Raw genomic sequence first — 14,770 nt, 5'->3', positions numbered from 1 at the left:
TGCCCGAACCCGCGGGGCCGTCAGCGGTCGGTGCGGCCGTCGTCGTCGCGCTCGTGGAACTGGTCTTCGAGGTCTCGGAGGGTCGCGTCGTCCTGGTCCTTGTCCGTGAGGGTGGTGCCCGGCTCCGGCGTGGTGCCGAGGAAGTCCGGGTCGTCTTCGGGTCCACGGTACCGGGCCGAAGCACCGGGGTCGGCCGCCGGGGTGCGACCCAGCAGGAACCAGAGGACGCCGCCCAGGACGGGCAGGATGATGACGAGCAGGAGCCACACGCCACGACGCAGGGAACGGACGCGCTGACGCGGCATCGTGCCACAGTCGATGGCCGCGTACACCGTGAAGGCGACGGCGGCCACGGCGACGATCAACCACAAGCGGACCATGCGGTGAAGTCTAGGTCGCGACCCTGTGATGCCCCTGCCGGTCGGCGCTCCGTAGACTCACCGTGTGAAAGCGTGGCTCCTGTACACCCTGGCTCGGCTCGGCATCTTCGTGGTGGCGCTCGTGCTCCTCCTGCTCCTGACGCCGATGCCGTGGTACTGGGCGACGATCGTGGCCGCCCTGGTGGGCCTGCTCATCTCGTACATCGCCCTGTCCGGACTGCGCACGCAGGTGGCCCTGAGCCTGGCGAACCGCCGCGGTACCCCGGAGCGGGACGCCGACTCGGACTTCGAGGACGACTTCGTCGACGCCGCCGACTCCGACGCCACGGCCACCCCGACCGTCCGTCCGGTGTCCGACGCCGACCGGCACGAGGCGCGCCGGGACACCGACGCCGACTGACTCCGAGCGCGAGGGCGGGGCCGTCCGGTGGAGCAGCCGGAACGGCTACGGCTGGACGGCCAGGGTGATCCCGAGCACCACGCCGAAGGCGAGCGAGGCGAACGACGACAGCTGCAGGGCCGTGATGAGCTCGCGGGGCTTCCGTGACGACACCCCGATCGCCAGTGCCGGCAGCGCCAGCAGCAGCGAGAAGTACGTGAAGCCCGTGCGGAAGTACAGCAGCACGAACCAGAGCAGCACGACGTACGGCAGCATCAGGAACAGGCCGTACAGGACGCGGGCCACCGGACGACCGACGACCACGGCGAGCGTGCGCTTGCCCGCCAGCTGGTCCTCGTCGATGTCGCGGATGTTGTTCACCATCAGGACCGCACAGGCGAAGAACCCGGCGGCCACCGCGGCTGCCCAGCCGCTGACCGTGACCTCGCGGATCTGCACGAACTGGGTGCCGAGCACGGCGACCAGCCCGAAGAAGACGAAGACGAAGACCTCGCCCAGGGCGTTGTACCCGTACGGCTTCTTGCCGCCCGTGTAGAACCAGGCGGCGACGATGGCGGCGGCCCCCACGAGCAGCAGCCACCACAGCTGGGTGAGCAGCACGATGACCAGGCCGGCGACCGCGGCCAGGCCGAAGAACGTCAGGGCGACGGTGAGCACGGTCCGGGGCTTGGCCAGGCCGGCACCGGTGAGTCGTGCCGGGCCGACGCGGTACTCGTCGGTGCCGCGGACCCCGTCGGAGTAGTCGTTGCTGTAGTTCACGCCGATCTGCAGGAACAGCGCCACGGCCAGGGCGAGCAGCGCGACGGCGAGGTGGCCGTCCTTCGCCAGGTAGTCGCCGAAGTCGCCGGGCTCCCCGCTGTCGACGAACGCGACGGCGGTGCCGAGCACGACCGGGACGACACCGAGGGTCAGGGTGCGCAGGCGTGCGCCGCCGATCCAGTCGCGTGCGGTCGCCTTCCGCTTGGTGCGGGCGGGGGCAGCGGCCTTCGCCGGGTTGCCGGACCGGCCCTGCTTCTGCGTCGAGTTCTTCGTTCGTGCCACGAGCACCGATCATATTGCCGATGCGACCGCCCGGCGGCTCGCGGTCCCTACGAGCGGCCCGGGTCGGCGAGCGCCTGCACGGCCCGCCGGTCGGGCTTGCCCGATGACAGCATCGGGATCCGATCCAGCACGACGACGTCCGCCGGCCGGGCGGCACGGCCCAGGGTGGCCCCGACGTGCGAACGCACGGCATCGAGGTCGAGCGGCTGCTCGGTGACGACGACCGGGACCTCGCCCCACTCCCCCGCCGAGCGCCGGGCGACGACAGCGGTCTCCTGCCCGGGCAGCCCGCGGACGAGCCGCTCGACCGCACCGAGCTGGACCTTCTCGCCGCCGGAGATCACCACGTCGTCGAGGCGTCCGAGCACGCGGACCACGCCGTCGGACAGGGTCGCGGTGTCTCCGGTCCGGTACCAGCGCAGCCCGTCCCGCTCGACGAAGGCCGACGCCGTGCGGGCATCGTCGTCCAGGTACCCCTCGGCGAGCATCGGCCCCGCCAGGTGCAGCTCGCCGTCGACCAGCGCGGTGCGCACGGTGCCGAACGGGACGCCGTCGTAGACGCATCCGCCGCTCGTCTCGCTCGCACCGTAGGTCGTCACGACCCGGACCCCGGCGTCGAGCGCACGCTGCCGGAGCGGCGCCGGGGTGGCCTGCCCGCCGACCAGGACCGCGTCGAACCGGGCGAGCGCCCGGGTGGCGTCCGGTTCGTCGAGGACCCGGGCGAGCTGCACCGGCACCAGCGAGGTGTAGCGACGCGGCGCGGCCGGACCGGTGACGAGCCGTTCTGCGGCCTCGGTGAACGCGGCGGCCGCGAAGTGCCCGGGTGGCACGACGACGGGTTCGGTGCCCGCGGTGATCGAGCGGGTCAGGACGTTGATGCCCGCGATGTAGTGCGTCGGCAGCGCGAGGACCCAGCGCCCGGGCCCACCCAGTGCCGCGTCCGCCGCGGCGGCACCGGCGAGGAGCGCCTCGGACGAGAGCGCCACGCGCTTGCCGGTGCCGGTGGACCCGCTCGTCTCGACCACCAGGGCGACCGCCTGCCGGACCTCGGCCGGAGGTGGCGTCGGCAGTGCCGGTGCCCCCTCGGCGACGGGGAGCAGTGCGGGGCCGCCGGCGAGTGCTGCCTCCAGGCCGCGCAGCACGGCCGTCGGGTCCGACGTACCGGTCGCGACCAGCGGACGGGGCATCAGTAGTGCCAGGGGAACGCGGTCCACTCGGGAGCGCGCTTCTCGAGGAACGAGTCGCGACCCTCGACCGCCTCGTCGGTGCCGTAGGCCAGCCGCGTCGCCTCGCCCGCGAACACCTGCTGGCCGACCATGCCGTCGTCCACCGCGTTGAACGCGTACTTGAGCATCCGGATCGCCGTCGGGGACTTGCCGAGCACGATCTCGCCCCAGCGGATCGCCTCGCGCTCCAGGTCGGCGTGCGGCACCACGGCGTTCACCGCACCCATCTCGTACGCGCGCTGGGCGGAGTACTCCTGCGCGAGGAAGAAGACCTCGCGGGCGAACTTCTGCCCGATCTGCTTGGCGTAGTAGGCGCTGCCGTAGCCGCCGTCGAACGAGCCGACGTCGGCATCGGTCTGCTTGAACTTCCCGTGCTCGGCACTGGCGATGGTGAGGTCGCAGATCGCGTGCAGGGAGTGCCCGCCGCCCGCGGCCCAGCCGGGGACGACCGCGATGACGACCTTGGGCATCATCCGGATCAGGCGCTGGACCTCGAGGATGTGCAGCCGCCCCATCGACGCCTGCGCGGCCGCGGGGTCGACGCCCTCCGGCGGGGCACCCTCGTCACCGACGTACTGGTAGCCGCTCCGCCCCCGGATGCGCTGGTCGCCGCCGGAGCAGAACGCCCATCCGCCGTCCTTCGGGCTCGGGCCGTTGCCGGTGAGCAGCACGACGCCGACACGGGGGTCCTGCCGGGCGTCGTCGAGGGCGCGGTAGAGCTCGTCGACCGTGCGCGGGCGGAAGGCGTTGCGGACCTCGGGACGGTCGAAGGCGACCCGGACGATGCCCTTGGAGACGTGCTTGTGGTACGTGATGTCGGTGAACTGCTCCGCGATCGGAGCGGTGGTCCAGACGTCGGGGTCGAACAGGTCGGAGACGGGAGCAGCCATGCTCCCAACGTACCGCCGGGCGTCTGGCGGGTCAGGCGCCCATGTCGGTCAGGATCTCCGGCGCGACGAACACCATGATCACGATGAGGATCACGGGGTTCGCGAAGAACGCCAGGACGACACCGACGGCGCCGTACCAGCGTCCGAACGAGCCGACGGCGGCGACGAACCCGAGCACCGCGGCGACGAGCGTCAGGAACACCACGACGAAGCAGATCCCGAAGGCGAAGTTCGTGTCGCCGCCCATGAACACGGCGAAGGCACTGGCGTCCACCGCGGCGGACACCACGGCCAGGCCGAGGGCGATCTTGCCGACGACCGGGTTGCGGCGCTTCGTGCCACCGGTCTGCCGGACGTCGACGGTGTTGCGCTGCATGAGGCGGGCGAAGTCGTCGGAGTCGCGCCCGGGAGCCGCCGCGGATCGAGCTCCCGCTGCCGGGCGGGTCGCCGCCGCGGGTCGGGCTGCAGCTGCCGGACGAGCCGATGCTGCCGGGCGTGCCGCTCCGGCGCTCGACGGGTCGGACGGGCGCTGCGATGCGCGCTGCTGTGCTGCGCGCTGCCGCGGATCCACCGCCACCGAGCCTCCCTCGTTCCGGGTCGTTCCCCTGCCGACCGAGGCCGACCGATGCATGCTAGTGCCCTGCCCTGGCGGTCCCCTCCGAGGAACCGGCGGGCCCCCTGGGTGCGGTGGGAGGATGGCGGACGTGCTCCCCGACCTCGCCGACCTCCTCGCCGACGCCCACGTGGTGGCCCTGCCGATGCGCGTGCGGTTCCGCGGCATCACCACGCGCGAGGCGGTCGTGCTGCGCGGTCCCGCAGGCTGGACCGAGTTCTCGCCGTTCGTCGAGTACGACGACGCTGAAGCCGCCGCCTGGCTACGCGCCACCGTCGACTTCGGATGGACGGACCACGAACCGGCCGCCGACTCCGTGCCGGTCAACGCCACCGTCCCGGCGATCGCCGCCGACGACGTCGCCGACCTGCTCGCGCGGTACCCCGGGTGCACCACCGCCAAGGTCAAGGTCGCCGAACCCGGCACGACCGTCGACGACGACGTCGCCCGTGTCGCCGCGGTCCGCCGGGTGATGGGGCCCGAGGCCGCGGTCCGGGTCGACGCCAACGGGCTGTGGAGCGTCGAGCAGGCCGCCGTGGCACTCGAACGGCTCGCACCGTTCGACCTGCAGTACGCCGAGCAGCCCTGCGCGACGGTGCCCGAACTCGCGGAGCTCCGGTCGCGGATCGCCGGTCTCGGTGTCCGGGTCGCCGCGGACGAGAGCGTCCGGAAGGCGAGCGACCCCCTCGCCGTCGCCCGGGCCGGTGCCGCCGACGTCCTGGTCGTGAAGGCCCAGCCGCTCGGGGGGATCACCGCGGCCCGTGCCGTCATCGCCGACGCCGGGTTGCCGTGCGTCGTCTCCAGCGCGCTCGACACCTCGGTCGGGCTCGGGATGGGAGCGTTCCTGGCCGCCGCGGCGATGACGCCGGGGTACGCCGCCGGGCTCGGGACGGCGGCCATGTTCGCCGGGGACGTCACGGCCGATCCGCTGCTGCCGGTCGGCGGTCGGGTGCCGGTGCGCCGCGTCGACGTCGCTGCGGCGCAGGTGGAGCGGTACGCCGCGTCGCCGGAGCGCACGGCGTGGTGGCGCGAACGGGTGGCCCGCGTGCACGCACTGCTCGCAGCCGCCGGGTAGCGCCCGCCGCGTCCTCACGAGACGCCGCCGTCTCCGGAAGACGCCGGCGTCTCAGTTCGACGCCGGCGTCTCCTTTCGGCGCCGCCGAGTCATCGAGACGCCGCCGTAATCAGCGGCGTCTCACCGACGACGCGGCGTCACACCGACACGACGGCGTCTTCCTGGCCGTGCACGCAACCGGACGACGGACGGGAGGCACGGCGCCAGCTAGCACCGTGCCTCCCGTCCGGTCGTGGTCGCGACCAGGGCCGCGTCAGCGACCCGCGTGACTCACAGACCCGAGTAGCTGTGCAGGCCCTTGAAGAAGACGTTCACGACCGAGAAGTTGAACATCACCGCGGCGAAGCCGATGAGTGCCAGCCAGGACGACCGCGCACCGCGCCAGCCACGGGTCGCACGAGCGTGGATGTAGCCCGCGTAGACGACCCAGATGATGAAGGTCCAGACCTCTTTCGTGTCCCAGCCCCAGTAGCGGCCCCAGGCGCGCTCGGCCCAGATCGCACCGGCGATGAGCGTGAACGTCCAGAGGACGAAGCCGACGAGCAGGACGCGGTAGGTCAGGACCTCGAGCCGGTCGGCGTCGGGCAGCGTCGCCATGAAGCGGAGCTTGCCGGAGGCCGTGCGGCCCTGGCGGTACGTCTGCACGAGCTGCGCCACCGCGAGCCCCGCGCCGAGCGCGAAGAACCCGGTGCCAGCGATCGCCACGAACACGTGGATGACCAGCCAGTACGACTGCAGAGCCGGCTGCAGCGGGACGACGGGGACCCAGTAGTTCACGGTCGCGATGCCGAGCAGGATGATCGTCAGGCCCGTGATGAAGACACCGAGGAACTTCAGGTTCTGCCAGAACTGCACGAGCAGGAAGATCAGGGTGATCAGCGCCGTGCCGGTCAGCGAGAACTCGAACATGTTGCCCCACGGCACACGGTCGGCCGCGATGCCGCGGAGGACGACCGACGCGATGTGCAGGACGAGCGCGAGGATCGTCATCGCCATGCCGACGCGCTCGAACTTCGTGCCGCGGCCGGCCGAACCGCTCGACGGCGGTGCGGCGACCTGCTCGAGCACGACGGTGCCGCCGCGGACGGTCGCGACCGTCTTCGCGCCGGGTGCTGCCGCAGCGCTTGCCGCGTCGGCCGAGCTGTCGTCGGCGCCCGCGTTCTTCGCGGCGGCCGTGACGTCGCCGGAGCGTTTGGCCATGTCGAGGGCGAACGAGATGAACGCGACCACGTACACCGCCATCGCGGAGTACGTGAGCACGACCGAGTAGGTCGCGAGGTTCGTGGTCATGTCGTTCACTGGGGCATCCTAACTCCGAGGTCCGACGTGTGGCGCTGTGCGATGTCCGCGACGGCCCGTTCGAGGTTCGGGTCCTCGCCGCGTGCGAGTCCGGCGTACTCGAGGTCGTACTCGCCGCCCGCCGTGTCCGTGCGCGGGACGACCTTCACCCAGACGCGGCGGCGCGGGACGAACAGCGAGGTGAGCAGGCCGAGGGTGGAGAGCAGGGCGAACCCGCCCACCCAGAGCTGCGAGGGGTCGTGGTGGACGTCGAGGGAGACGTACCGCTTGACGCCGTCGAACGTGATCGACCCGGCGCCTTCGGGGAGCTTCTTCGTCTGGCCGGGCTTCAGCGCGATGCTCGCGGTGTCCGACTGCCGACCGGCGATCTGGTCGAGCCCCTTGGTGCTGAGCGTGTACACGCTCTGCGGCACTCCGCTGTCGAGCCCGAGGTCGCCCGTGTAGACCTGCAGCGTCAGCAGCGGGTTCTGGGTGTCCGGGTAGGCACTCGAGTAGGCGCCGCTCGCGAGCTTCGATGCCGTGGGGTAGAAGAACCCGACCATGCCGAGCTGGTCCGGCTTCGCGTCCGGCACCTTGATGACGCCGGTGGAGGTGTAGTTCGCATCCTCCGGCAGGAACGGCACGACGTCCTTGAAGGCCACGTTGCCGTCGCCGTCGCGCACCGTGACCTGCATCGCGTAGCCGTTGCCGAGCAGGTAGACGTTCGTGCCGCCGACGTGCAGCGGGTCGTTCACGCCGAGGCGGCTCGTCTTCGGCTCGCCGCCCTTCTCGGTGCTCGTGACGGTGGCCGAGTAGTCGAGCGCCTGGCCGAGGGCGTCGAGGTTGCGCTCCTCGTACTTCGTCACGAACTTGTCGAGCCGGAGGTTGTAGCCCTTGAGGTCGGTCTGCTGGAACCAGCGACCGGGGTTGAACGAGTCGTACGAGCCGAGCACGTTCGAGAACGTCTGGCCCTCGACCAGCAGGCGCTGTCCGGTGAAGCCGAAGCCGCCACCGACGCCGACCGCCAGGAGCACCCCGACGAGGGCGGCGTGGAACACCAGGTTGCCGGTCTCGCGCAGGTAGCCGCGCTCCGCGCTGACCGAGTCGCCGAACCGCTCGACGCGGTACCCGGACCGCTTCAGGATCGCCATCGCGCGCGTCACCGCGTGCTCGGCGGACGGGAGGCCCGTGGTCGCGTCGATCCCGGTCGTCCCGTCGATCATCGCGTCCGGCTGCACCGCCACGGTGCGGAAGCCCGCCAGTCGCGTCAGGCGCGCGGGGGTCTTCGGCGGACGGGTCCGCAGTGCCTGCCAGTGGTGCTTCGTGCGGGGCACGATGCAGCCGATGAGCGAGATGAAGAGCAGCAGGTAGATCGCGGAGAACCACACCGAGGTGTAGGTGTCGAAGACCTGCAGCTTGTCGAGCACCGGGTAGAGCTGCGGGTGGTCCGCCTTGTACTGCACGACGCCGTTCGGGTCGGCGGTGCGCTGCGGGACGAGGGAGCCCGGGATGGCCGCGAGGGCGAGCAGCATGAGCAGGAACAGCGCCGTGCGCATGCTCGTCAACTGCCGCCAGAAGAAGCGGAGGTACCCGACGAAGCCGAGCTTCGGCTGGTTGATGCCACCGTCGGTGGGGCCGGAGCCGTCGACGTGGTCGGACGGTCGCTGCGGGTCGGAGGCGCTGTCGGCCCCGTCGCCTGCGCCCGTCGGGATGTGCTCGTTCGGGTCAGACCGCGGGGACAAAGCTCTGGATCACCGCCCCGACGCTCGACATGACGGCCGACCAGATACCGGTGACCATGAGCAGACCGATGACGATCAGGATCGCTCCTCCGATGATGTTGACGGTGCGCATGTGACGCTTCACCGCCGCGATGGCTCCCGTGGCCCAGCCGGCGCCGAGGGCGACGAGGACGAACGGGATGCCGAGCCCGAGGCAGTACGCCACCCCGAGCCACATGCCCTGCCAGGCACTGCCCGACTGGACGCTGAGCAGGTTGATGGCCGCCAGGGTCGGGCCGAGGCACGGGGTCCAGCCGAGGCCGAACACGATGCCGAGCAGGGGGGCGCCGAGGAGCCCGGTGGCCGGGGTCCAGCTGGGCTTGATGGTGCGCTGCAGGAACGTGAACCGACCGACGAACACCAGGCCCATCGCGATCACGACGACCCCGAGGATCTGCGTGATGAGGTCGCGCCACCGCACGAGCCAGAAGCCGAGCGCGCCGAACACCGTCGTGTACGCCACGAACACCGCGGTGAACCCGGCGATGAACAGCAGCACGCCGAGCACCACACGACCCCGACGCTGCCCGCCCTCGGCGACACCGCCGACGTACCCGAGGTACCCCGGCACCAGCGGCAGCACGCACGGGGACAGGAACGACACGAGCCCGGCGAGCGCCGCCACGGGCAGCGCCACGGCCATCTGGCCGCTCAGGATCGCGTCGGCGAAGGGGTTGGAGGTCACGGGTCAGGAGGCCTTGCCGGCGTCGAGCTCGTCGCTGACCAGGGTCTGCAGGATGCTCGTGCCGTCGATCGCGCCGAGGACCCGGGCGGCCACGCGGCCCTTCGTGTCGAGGACGATCGTGGCCGGCACCGCGTTCGGTGCGATCTGCCCGGACATCGCGAGCTGCATCGTGCCCGTGCGCTGGTCGAGGACCGTCGGGTACTGCACGTCGAAGGTGCGCTCGAAGGCGGCCGCGGTCGCTGCTTCGTCGCGGACGTTGACACCGATGAACGCGACGTCGTCGGCGTCGGCGTACTCGTCGTGCACCTTGTTGAGGTACTTCGCCTCGGCACGGCACGGGGGGCAGCTGGCGTACCAGAAGTTCAGGACGACGACCTTGCCGCGGAGGTCCTTCGACGAGACCGTGTCACCGTTCGAGTCCTCGGCCCGGAAGCTGACCGGGTCGGTGCGGTCCTTCGCGGAGACCTCGGTCACGGCACCGTCACCGGAGATGTAGTTCTGGGTCGTGCCGTTGCCGTACTGCTTCGCGATGCCGCCGCTGTCCGACGAGCAGCCGGACAGGACGAGCGCGGCGGCGACGGCCGTCGCTGCGAGGACCGCGAACCGCTTGCTGATGACGCGCGCACGCTTCGTGCTGTTCACACTGCTCCTTCGTCGACGGCGGTCGCGCGCAGTTCCTGCGCGGGGTCCGCGTACCCGACCTCGGTGAACCGACCGGTCGACGTGGCGGGCACACGTTCGACGGTGGTGATGCTCGACAGGTCACAGCGGCGCTTGCGCGGGTCGTGCCACAGGGGCTCCCCTGCGAGCTTCCGGTGGACCATCCAGATCGGCAGCTGGTGGCTGACCAGGACGACGTCGCCCTCGTCCACGCTCTCCCACGCCGTGGTCATCGCCGCGAGCATGCGGTTGGCGATCGACTCGTACGCCTCGCCCCAGCTGGGACGCAGCGGGTTCGCGATCCACGGCCACTCCGCCGGGCGGCCGAGCGAGCGCTTCGTGAACCCGGGGGGCTGCCCCTCGTAGCGGTTCGTCGGTTCGATCAGGCGCTCGTCGAGCGTCACGTCGAGCCCGTAGGCGGCCGACCAGGGCGCAGCGGACTCCTGCGTGCGCTGCAGCGGGGACGCCACGATCCGACGCACGTCAATGCCGGCGTCCTTCCAGGCGGTCGCGGAGGCCTGCGCCATCCGCGTGCCGAGGTCGCTCAGCCCGAAGCCCGGGAGCCGGCCGTAGAGGACGCGGCCCGGGTTGTGCACCTCTCCGTGCCGGACGAGGTGGAGACGGGTCGCGGGCATGGGTTCCAGTGTAGGTCGCCCGCGGTTCCCACCGCCCCCTCAGGTGATTCACCGGATGCGGAAGCACTCAGCCGCCGAGCTCACCGGAGAGCCGCCCGTGCAGCGCGATCGACCCCGTGTCGAGGTTCACCACCTCGACGGTCGACCCGTGCTTCGCGAACCGCTGTTCGACCCCGTCGAGCGCCGCGACCGTGGACGCGTCGAACACGTGGGCGTCGGCCAGGTCGATGATCACGTGCTCCGGGTCCTCGGCGTAGGAGAACCGTGTGACGAGGTCGTTCGACGAGGCGAAGAACAGCGCCCCGCGGACCCGGTACCGCACGGTGCGGTCGTCGACCGGCTCGCGCACCACGGTCACCACGTGCGCCACCCGTCGGGCGAAGACCAGGGCCGCCACGACCACGCCCACGAGCACCCCGGTCGCGAGGTTCTCGGTCACGACGACCACCACGACGGTGACGAGCATGACCGCGGTCTCGCCGAGCGGCATCCGCCGCAGGGTCCGCGGTCGGATGCTGTGCCAGTCGAAGGTCGCGACGCAGACCATGAGCATGACCGCCGTCAGCGCCGCCATCGGGATCTGGGCCACGAGGTCGTGGAGCACGATCGTCAGGACCAGCACCGAGACACCGGCCGCGAAGGTCGAGACGCGGGTCCGGGCACCCGCGGTCTTCACGTTGATCACCGTCTGGCCGATCATCGCGCAGCCGCCGGTCCCACCGAAGAAGGCGGACGCGATGTTCGCGACGCCCTGACCCCACGACTCGCGCCACTTGCTCGAGCCCGTCTCGGTGATGGAGTCGACGAGCTGCGCGGTGAGCAGGGTCTCGATCAGCCCGACGATCGCGACACCGAACGCGTACGGAGCGATGATCTGCAGCGTCTCGAAGGTGAACGGCGTCGTGATGCCGCCGAAGCCCGGGAGCGCCGTCGGCAGTTCGCCCTCGTCGCCCACCGTCGGCACGGCGACGCTGAACACCATGGTGATGCCGGTGACGACGACGACCGCGATGAGCGGTGCGGGGATCGCCTTCGTCAGGAACGGGAAGCCGACGATGATCGCGATGCCGAGCACGGTCAGCGGCCAGACGATGAACGGCACGTCGTCGCCGAGCAGGTTCGGCAGCTGGGCGGTGAAGATGAGGATGGCCAGGGCGTTCACGAACGCGACGTTGACGCTGCGCGGGATGAAGCGCATCAGCCGTGCCACCCCGAGGAACCCGAGCACGAGCTGGAACACGCCGCCCAGGACGATCGCGGGCACCAGGTACTCGATCCCGTGCTCCCGGACGAGCGGGGCGATGACGAGCGCCACCGAGCCGGCTGCGGCGGAGATCATCGCGGGGCGACCACCGACGATCGAGATCACGATCGCGATGACGACGCTCGAGAACAGGCCGACCGCAGGATCGACCCCGGCGACGACGGAGAACGAGATCGCCTCGGGGATGAGGGCCAGTGCGGTGACGATGCCGGCCAGGACCTCTCGGGTGAGCATGCGGGGCGAGCGGAGGGCGGCGAGGACGCTCGGGGCCGTCGGCGCGTGTGTGATCACGGACATCGATCGGAACTCTACCCTCACGTGAGGGTAGAGTCGTACGCCGTGAGCACCAGCGACGCCCCCGACACGATGCACATCGGCGAGCTCGCCGACCGCGCCGGCATGTCCCTGCGCACGATCCGGCACTACGACGAGGTCGGGCTGCTCGTGCCGAGCGGCCGCACCACCGGCGGCTTCCGGGTCTACACGGCGCAGGACCTCGAACGGTTGCTCGTGATCCGCCGGATGAAGCCGCTCGGGTTCACGCTCGACGAGATGGCCGAGCTGCTCCGCGTGGTCGACGCCCTCGCGACGAAGGACCCCGATGACGAACCAGCGCTGGCAGCCCGCCTCGACGCGTACCTCGAGGACGCCCGTGCCCGCCACGCCAAGCTCGTCGAGCGGGCCGGCATGGCCGAGGAGTTCATCGGCACGCTCGGGTCACTCCGCGCGTCGCTCCCCTGATGTCGCGGTGTCCTCGGCGAGCACCCTGGCGCGCATGCGCTGCCGCTCGAGTTCGAGCTTGAGCTCCCCCTCTTCCACGTGGAGCTGCCAGTCGATCGCCCCACGTTGCGCCCAGTCCCACATGCTCTCGCCGGGCGCAGGACCGATGTACGGCCGCTCCGCGGGAACCGTGTCTTCCTTCCGCACCAGCTCTCGCCAGGCACGGCGCAGACGAGTCGTCATCACTGTCTCCTCTTCTCGATGAACAGTTCCGCCAACACCCTTGCAGCGGGTTCTTCTCCGGCAGGCACTTTCTGCATGTCGTACATCGCCTGTGCCAGGTTCCGGCCGATCTCGCGACGCCCGACCTCCGCCGCGGTGATCAGGTCGAACACCACGGTCAACCGCGCCCAGTAGCGGTCCCGTTGCTCCCGCGCGACGTCCCGCCGCCACCGGATGACCGCCCACAGCCCACCGACGACCGCCACGAGCAGCGTGAACGCCGCCGTGCAGAGCGAAGCCACCACCACCGCGACCGCCGCAGGCGGCCAGGTCGCGAGCTCCCCCGTCCCCGTCCCCACCCGGTCCCCCTCTCGTCCCGCGACCCGGCCACGTCGAGAACGCTACGGAGTCCACGCACGCCGCCACGGGCCTCCCGGCCATCGGTGGAGAACGCCGGACGCAGGCGGCCGTGTGGAGGAAGGAACCCTGCCGCCCACGCCCCCGGACGCAGGCGGTTAGACTCGACCACCGTGATCGAACGCACCCGCATCGCCGACCTGGCAGCCCTCCCCGACGGTCCCGTCTCCGTGGCCGGATGGGTCGAGACCGTCCGAGACCAGAAGAAGGTGCAGTTCGTCGTGCTGCGCGACGAGACCGGCGCCGTCCAGCTCGTGAACCCGGCGACGCGCGAGGCCGAGGACGGCGACGAGGCCGCACAGTCCGCCCTCGCGACCACCAACGAGATCTCCGGCCTGGCGCACGGCACCTTCGTGCACGTCACCGGCACGCTGAAGCACGACGAGCGCGTGAAGCTCGGCGGGCTCGAGGTCAAGATCGGTGCGCTGCAGGTGGTGAGCGCCGCGATCCCGGAGACCCCGATCGCCGACGACTCGTCGCTCGACAAGCGCCTCGACTGGCGCTTCCTCGACCTGCGCAACCGCAAGCAGAACCTGATCTTCCGCATCCAGACGACGCTGGAGCACGCGTTCCGCACGTACTGGGTCGACCGCGACTACATCGAGATCCACACCCCGAAGCTCATGGCGTCGGCGTCCGAGTCGCGGGCCGAGCTGTTCCAGCTCGAGTACTTCGAGACGACCGCCTACCTGGCCCAGTCGCCGCAGAACTTCAAGCAGATGGCGCAGCCGGCCGGCTTCGGTGCCGTGTTCGAGATCGCGGACGCCTTCCGCGCCGACCCGTCCTTCACGAGCCGCCACGCCACCGAGTTCACCAGCGTCGACGCCGAGTTCTCGTGGATCGAGTCCCACGAGGACGTCATGGCGATGCACGAAGAGGTCCTGGTCGCCGGCATCACCGCCGTCAAGGAGAAGTACGGCAAGGACATCGCGGAGGTCTTCGGCTTCGAGCTGCAGGTCCCCGCAACGCCGTTCCCCCGCGTGACCCTGGCCGACGCGCGCAAGATCGTCGCCGACAGCGGTTACGACGTCGTCCGCGCCGACGGTGACCTGGACCCCGAGGGCGAGCGCCGCGTCGCCGCCTGGGCGAAGGAGCACCACGGCTCCGAGTTCGTGTTCGTCACGGAGTACGACGCCTCGATCCGGCCGTACTACCACATGCGGAAGCCCGGCGACCCGTCGGTCACCAACAGCTACGACCTCATCTTCAACGGTGCCGAGATCTCCACGGGTGCCCAGCGTGAGCACCGCGTCGACGTGCTCGAGGCGCAGGCCGTCGAGAAGGGCCTCGACCCGGAGGAGCTCGGCTGGTACCTCGACTTCTTCCGCTACGGCGTCCCGCCGCACGGAGGCTTCGGCATGGGCCTGGCGCGCGTGCTGATGCTGATGCTCGGTGAGCCGTCGATCCGCGAGGTCACGTACCTGTTCCGTGGCCCGACGCGCCTGACCCCGTAGTCACCAGCGAGTGAGCAGAAAAGGTCGCC

General features: G+C 70.9%; 17 protein-coding genes. 4 read left to right on the top strand and 13 right to left on the bottom strand.

Annotated features, from left to right (window positions below):
* Positions 1 to 20: 20 nt before the first annotated feature.
* Positions 21 to 380 carry a PLDc N-terminal domain-containing protein gene (locus BIU91_RS19400; protein WP_071406307.1) on the bottom strand — a complete coding sequence of 120 codons (360 nt, stop codon included), beginning with the start codon at positions 378 to 380 and terminating at the stop codon, positions 21 to 23.
* Positions 381 to 444: 64 nt separating this feature from the next.
* Here BIU91_RS19400 and BIU91_RS16360 point away from each other — a divergent pair, with 64 nt between their 5' ends.
* Positions 445 to 780 carry a DUF4229 domain-containing protein gene (locus tag BIU91_RS16360; protein ID WP_071406306.1) on the top strand — a complete coding sequence of 112 codons (336 nt, stop codon included), beginning with the start codon at positions 445 to 447 and terminating at the stop codon, positions 778 to 780.
* A 45-nt stretch (positions 781 to 825) separates the two neighbouring features.
* Here the strand turns inward: BIU91_RS16360 and BIU91_RS16355 are convergent, their stop codons facing one another.
* From BIU91_RS16355 to BIU91_RS18635, 4 genes are read right to left on the bottom strand one after another with little or no spacing between them, the layout of a single operon-like run.
* Positions 826 to 1,827 carry a 1,4-dihydroxy-2-naphthoate polyprenyltransferase gene (locus BIU91_RS16355; RefSeq protein WP_071406305.1) on the bottom strand — a complete coding sequence of 334 codons (1,002 nt, stop codon included), beginning with the start codon at positions 1,825 to 1,827 and terminating at the stop codon, positions 826 to 828.
* A 41-nt stretch (positions 1,828 to 1,868) separates the two neighbouring features.
* Positions 1,869 to 3,008: an AMP-binding protein gene (locus tag BIU91_RS16350; RefSeq protein WP_071406304.1), complete on the bottom strand. Its 1,140-nt coding sequence runs from the start codon at positions 3,006 to 3,008 to the stop codon at positions 1,869 to 1,871.
* Positions 3,008 to 3,937 carry a 1,4-dihydroxy-2-naphthoyl-CoA synthase gene (locus BIU91_RS16345; protein WP_071406303.1) on the bottom strand — a complete coding sequence of 310 codons (930 nt, stop codon included), beginning with the start codon at positions 3,935 to 3,937 and terminating at the stop codon, positions 3,008 to 3,010. Before BIU91_RS16345 ends, BIU91_RS16350 begins: the two co-directional genes overlap by 1 nt.
* Positions 3,938 to 3,968: 31 nt before the next feature.
* Entirely contained in the window at positions 3,969 to 4,514 is a 546-nt protein-coding gene (locus BIU91_RS18635) for a hypothetical protein (protein WP_139196600.1), read from the bottom strand.
* 118 nt (positions 4,515 to 4,632) lie between these two features.
* Between BIU91_RS18635 and BIU91_RS16335 the strand changes: the two genes are divergently transcribed.
* On the top strand, positions 4,633 to 5,625 hold the full coding sequence (locus BIU91_RS16335; RefSeq protein WP_071406301.1) for an o-succinylbenzoate synthase: 993 nt from the start codon (positions 4,633 to 4,635) through the stop codon (positions 5,623 to 5,625).
* 270 nt (positions 5,626 to 5,895) lie between these two features.
* Here BIU91_RS16335 and ccsB read toward each other — a convergent pair whose 3' ends face one another.
* The 6 genes from ccsB to BIU91_RS16305 form a co-directional block, all read right to left on the bottom strand.
* Complete coding sequence (gene ccsB / locus BIU91_RS16330; RefSeq protein ID WP_071406342.1) at positions 5,896 to 6,915, bottom strand: c-type cytochrome biogenesis protein CcsB; 1,020 nt, start codon at positions 6,913 to 6,915, stop codon at positions 5,896 to 5,898.
* A gap of 5 nt (positions 6,916 to 6,920) precedes the next feature.
* Positions 6,921 to 8,645 (bottom strand): cytochrome c biogenesis protein ResB, encoded by a 1,725-nt coding sequence (locus BIU91_RS16325; RefSeq protein WP_253183787.1) that lies wholly within the window; start codon positions 8,643 to 8,645, stop codon positions 6,921 to 6,923.
* Complete coding sequence (locus BIU91_RS16320) at positions 8,629 to 9,327, bottom strand: cytochrome c biogenesis protein CcdA (protein ID WP_071247888.1); 699 nt, start codon at positions 9,325 to 9,327, stop codon at positions 8,629 to 8,631. The genes BIU91_RS16325 and BIU91_RS16320 overlap by 17 nt, the downstream gene beginning before the upstream one ends.
* A gap of 45 nt (positions 9,328 to 9,372) precedes the next feature.
* Positions 9,373 to 10,011: a TlpA disulfide reductase family protein gene (locus BIU91_RS16315; RefSeq protein ID WP_071406300.1), complete on the bottom strand. Its 639-nt coding sequence runs from the start codon at positions 10,009 to 10,011 to the stop codon at positions 9,373 to 9,375.
* Positions 10,008 to 10,664: a histidine phosphatase family protein gene (locus BIU91_RS16310; protein WP_071406299.1), complete on the bottom strand. Its 657-nt coding sequence runs from the start codon at positions 10,662 to 10,664 to the stop codon at positions 10,008 to 10,010. The genes BIU91_RS16315 and BIU91_RS16310 overlap by 4 nt, the downstream gene beginning before the upstream one ends.
* A gap of 67 nt (positions 10,665 to 10,731) precedes the next feature.
* Positions 10,732 to 12,225, bottom strand: coding sequence for a SulP family inorganic anion transporter (locus BIU91_RS16305; protein ID WP_071406298.1), 1,494 nt, complete (start codon positions 12,223 to 12,225; stop codon positions 10,732 to 10,734).
* 69 nt (positions 12,226 to 12,294) lie between these two features.
* Here BIU91_RS16305 and BIU91_RS16300 point away from each other — a divergent pair, with 69 nt between their 5' ends.
* Positions 12,295 to 12,669 (top strand): MerR family transcriptional regulator, encoded by a 375-nt coding sequence (locus BIU91_RS16300; RefSeq protein WP_071406340.1) that lies wholly within the window; start codon positions 12,295 to 12,297, stop codon positions 12,667 to 12,669.
* Here the strand turns inward: BIU91_RS16300 and BIU91_RS16295 are convergent.
* Both BIU91_RS16295 and BIU91_RS16290 read right to left on the bottom strand, forming a co-directional pair.
* Positions 12,646 to 12,891 (bottom strand): hypothetical protein, encoded by a 246-nt coding sequence (locus BIU91_RS16295; RefSeq protein WP_111233288.1) that lies wholly within the window; start codon positions 12,889 to 12,891, stop codon positions 12,646 to 12,648. The genes BIU91_RS16300 and BIU91_RS16295 overlap by 24 nt on opposite strands.
* Positions 12,891 to 13,229: a hypothetical protein gene (locus tag BIU91_RS16290; RefSeq protein ID WP_071406296.1), complete on the bottom strand. Its 339-nt coding sequence runs from the start codon at positions 13,227 to 13,229 to the stop codon at positions 12,891 to 12,893. The genes BIU91_RS16295 and BIU91_RS16290 overlap by 1 nt, the downstream gene beginning before the upstream one ends.
* Positions 13,230 to 13,400: 171 nt before the next feature.
* On the opposite strand from BIU91_RS16290, the gene aspS reads away from it, so the two are divergent.
* Complete coding sequence (gene aspS, locus BIU91_RS16285) at positions 13,401 to 14,741, top strand: aspartate--tRNA(Asn) ligase (RefSeq protein ID WP_071406295.1); 1,341 nt, start codon at positions 13,401 to 13,403, stop codon at positions 14,739 to 14,741.
* Positions 14,742 to 14,770: the final 29 nt, after the last annotated feature.

It is taken from the genome of Curtobacterium sp. MMLR14_002 (assembly GCF_001864975.1).
In the GTDB taxonomy this organism is placed as follows: Bacteria; Actinomycetota; Actinomycetes; order Actinomycetales; family Microbacteriaceae; genus Curtobacterium; species Curtobacterium flaccumfaciens.
The sequence above is the reverse complement of the archived record's forward strand: the minus strand, read 5'-3'. Positions and strand labels throughout refer to the sequence as shown.

What these genes read in the sequence shown, in the direction of transcription:
- BIU91_RS16300 (WP_071406340.1), top strand. Translation starts at nt 12,295, where the DNA reads ATGCACATCGGCGAGCTCGCCGACCGCGCCGGCATGTCCCTGCGCACG.
- BIU91_RS16345 (WP_071406303.1), bottom strand. Translation starts at nt 3,937, where the DNA reads ATGGCTGCTCCCGTCTCCGACCTGTTCGACCCCGACGTCTGGACCACC.
- BIU91_RS16295 (WP_111233288.1), bottom strand. Translation starts at nt 12,891, where the DNA reads ATGACGACTCGTCTGCGCCGTGCCTGGCGAGAGCTGGTGCGGAAGGAA.
- BIU91_RS16310 (WP_071406299.1), bottom strand. Translation starts at nt 10,664, where the DNA reads ATGCCCGCGACCCGTCTCCACCTCGTCCGGCACGGAGAGGTGCACAAC.
- BIU91_RS19400 (WP_071406307.1), bottom strand. Translation starts at nt 380, where the DNA reads ATGGTCCGCTTGTGGTTGATCGTCGCCGTGGCCGCCGTCGCCTTCACG.
- ccsB (WP_071406342.1), bottom strand. Translation starts at nt 6,915, where the DNA reads ATGACCACGAACCTCGCGACCTACTCGGTCGTGCTCACGTACTCCGCG.
- BIU91_RS16305 (WP_071406298.1), bottom strand. Translation starts at nt 12,225, where the DNA reads ATGTCCGTGATCACACACGCGCCGACGGCCCCGAGCGTCCTCGCCGCC.
- BIU91_RS16320 (WP_071247888.1), bottom strand. Translation starts at nt 9,327, where the DNA reads ATGGCCGTGGCGCTGCCCGTGGCGGCGCTCGCCGGGCTCGTGTCGTTC.
- BIU91_RS16350 (WP_071406304.1), bottom strand. Translation starts at nt 3,008, where the DNA reads ATGCCCCGTCCGCTGGTCGCGACCGGTACGTCGGACCCGACGGCCGTG.
- BIU91_RS16335 (WP_071406301.1), top strand. Translation starts at nt 4,633, where the DNA reads ATGGCGGACGTGCTCCCCGACCTCGCCGACCTCCTCGCCGACGCCCAC.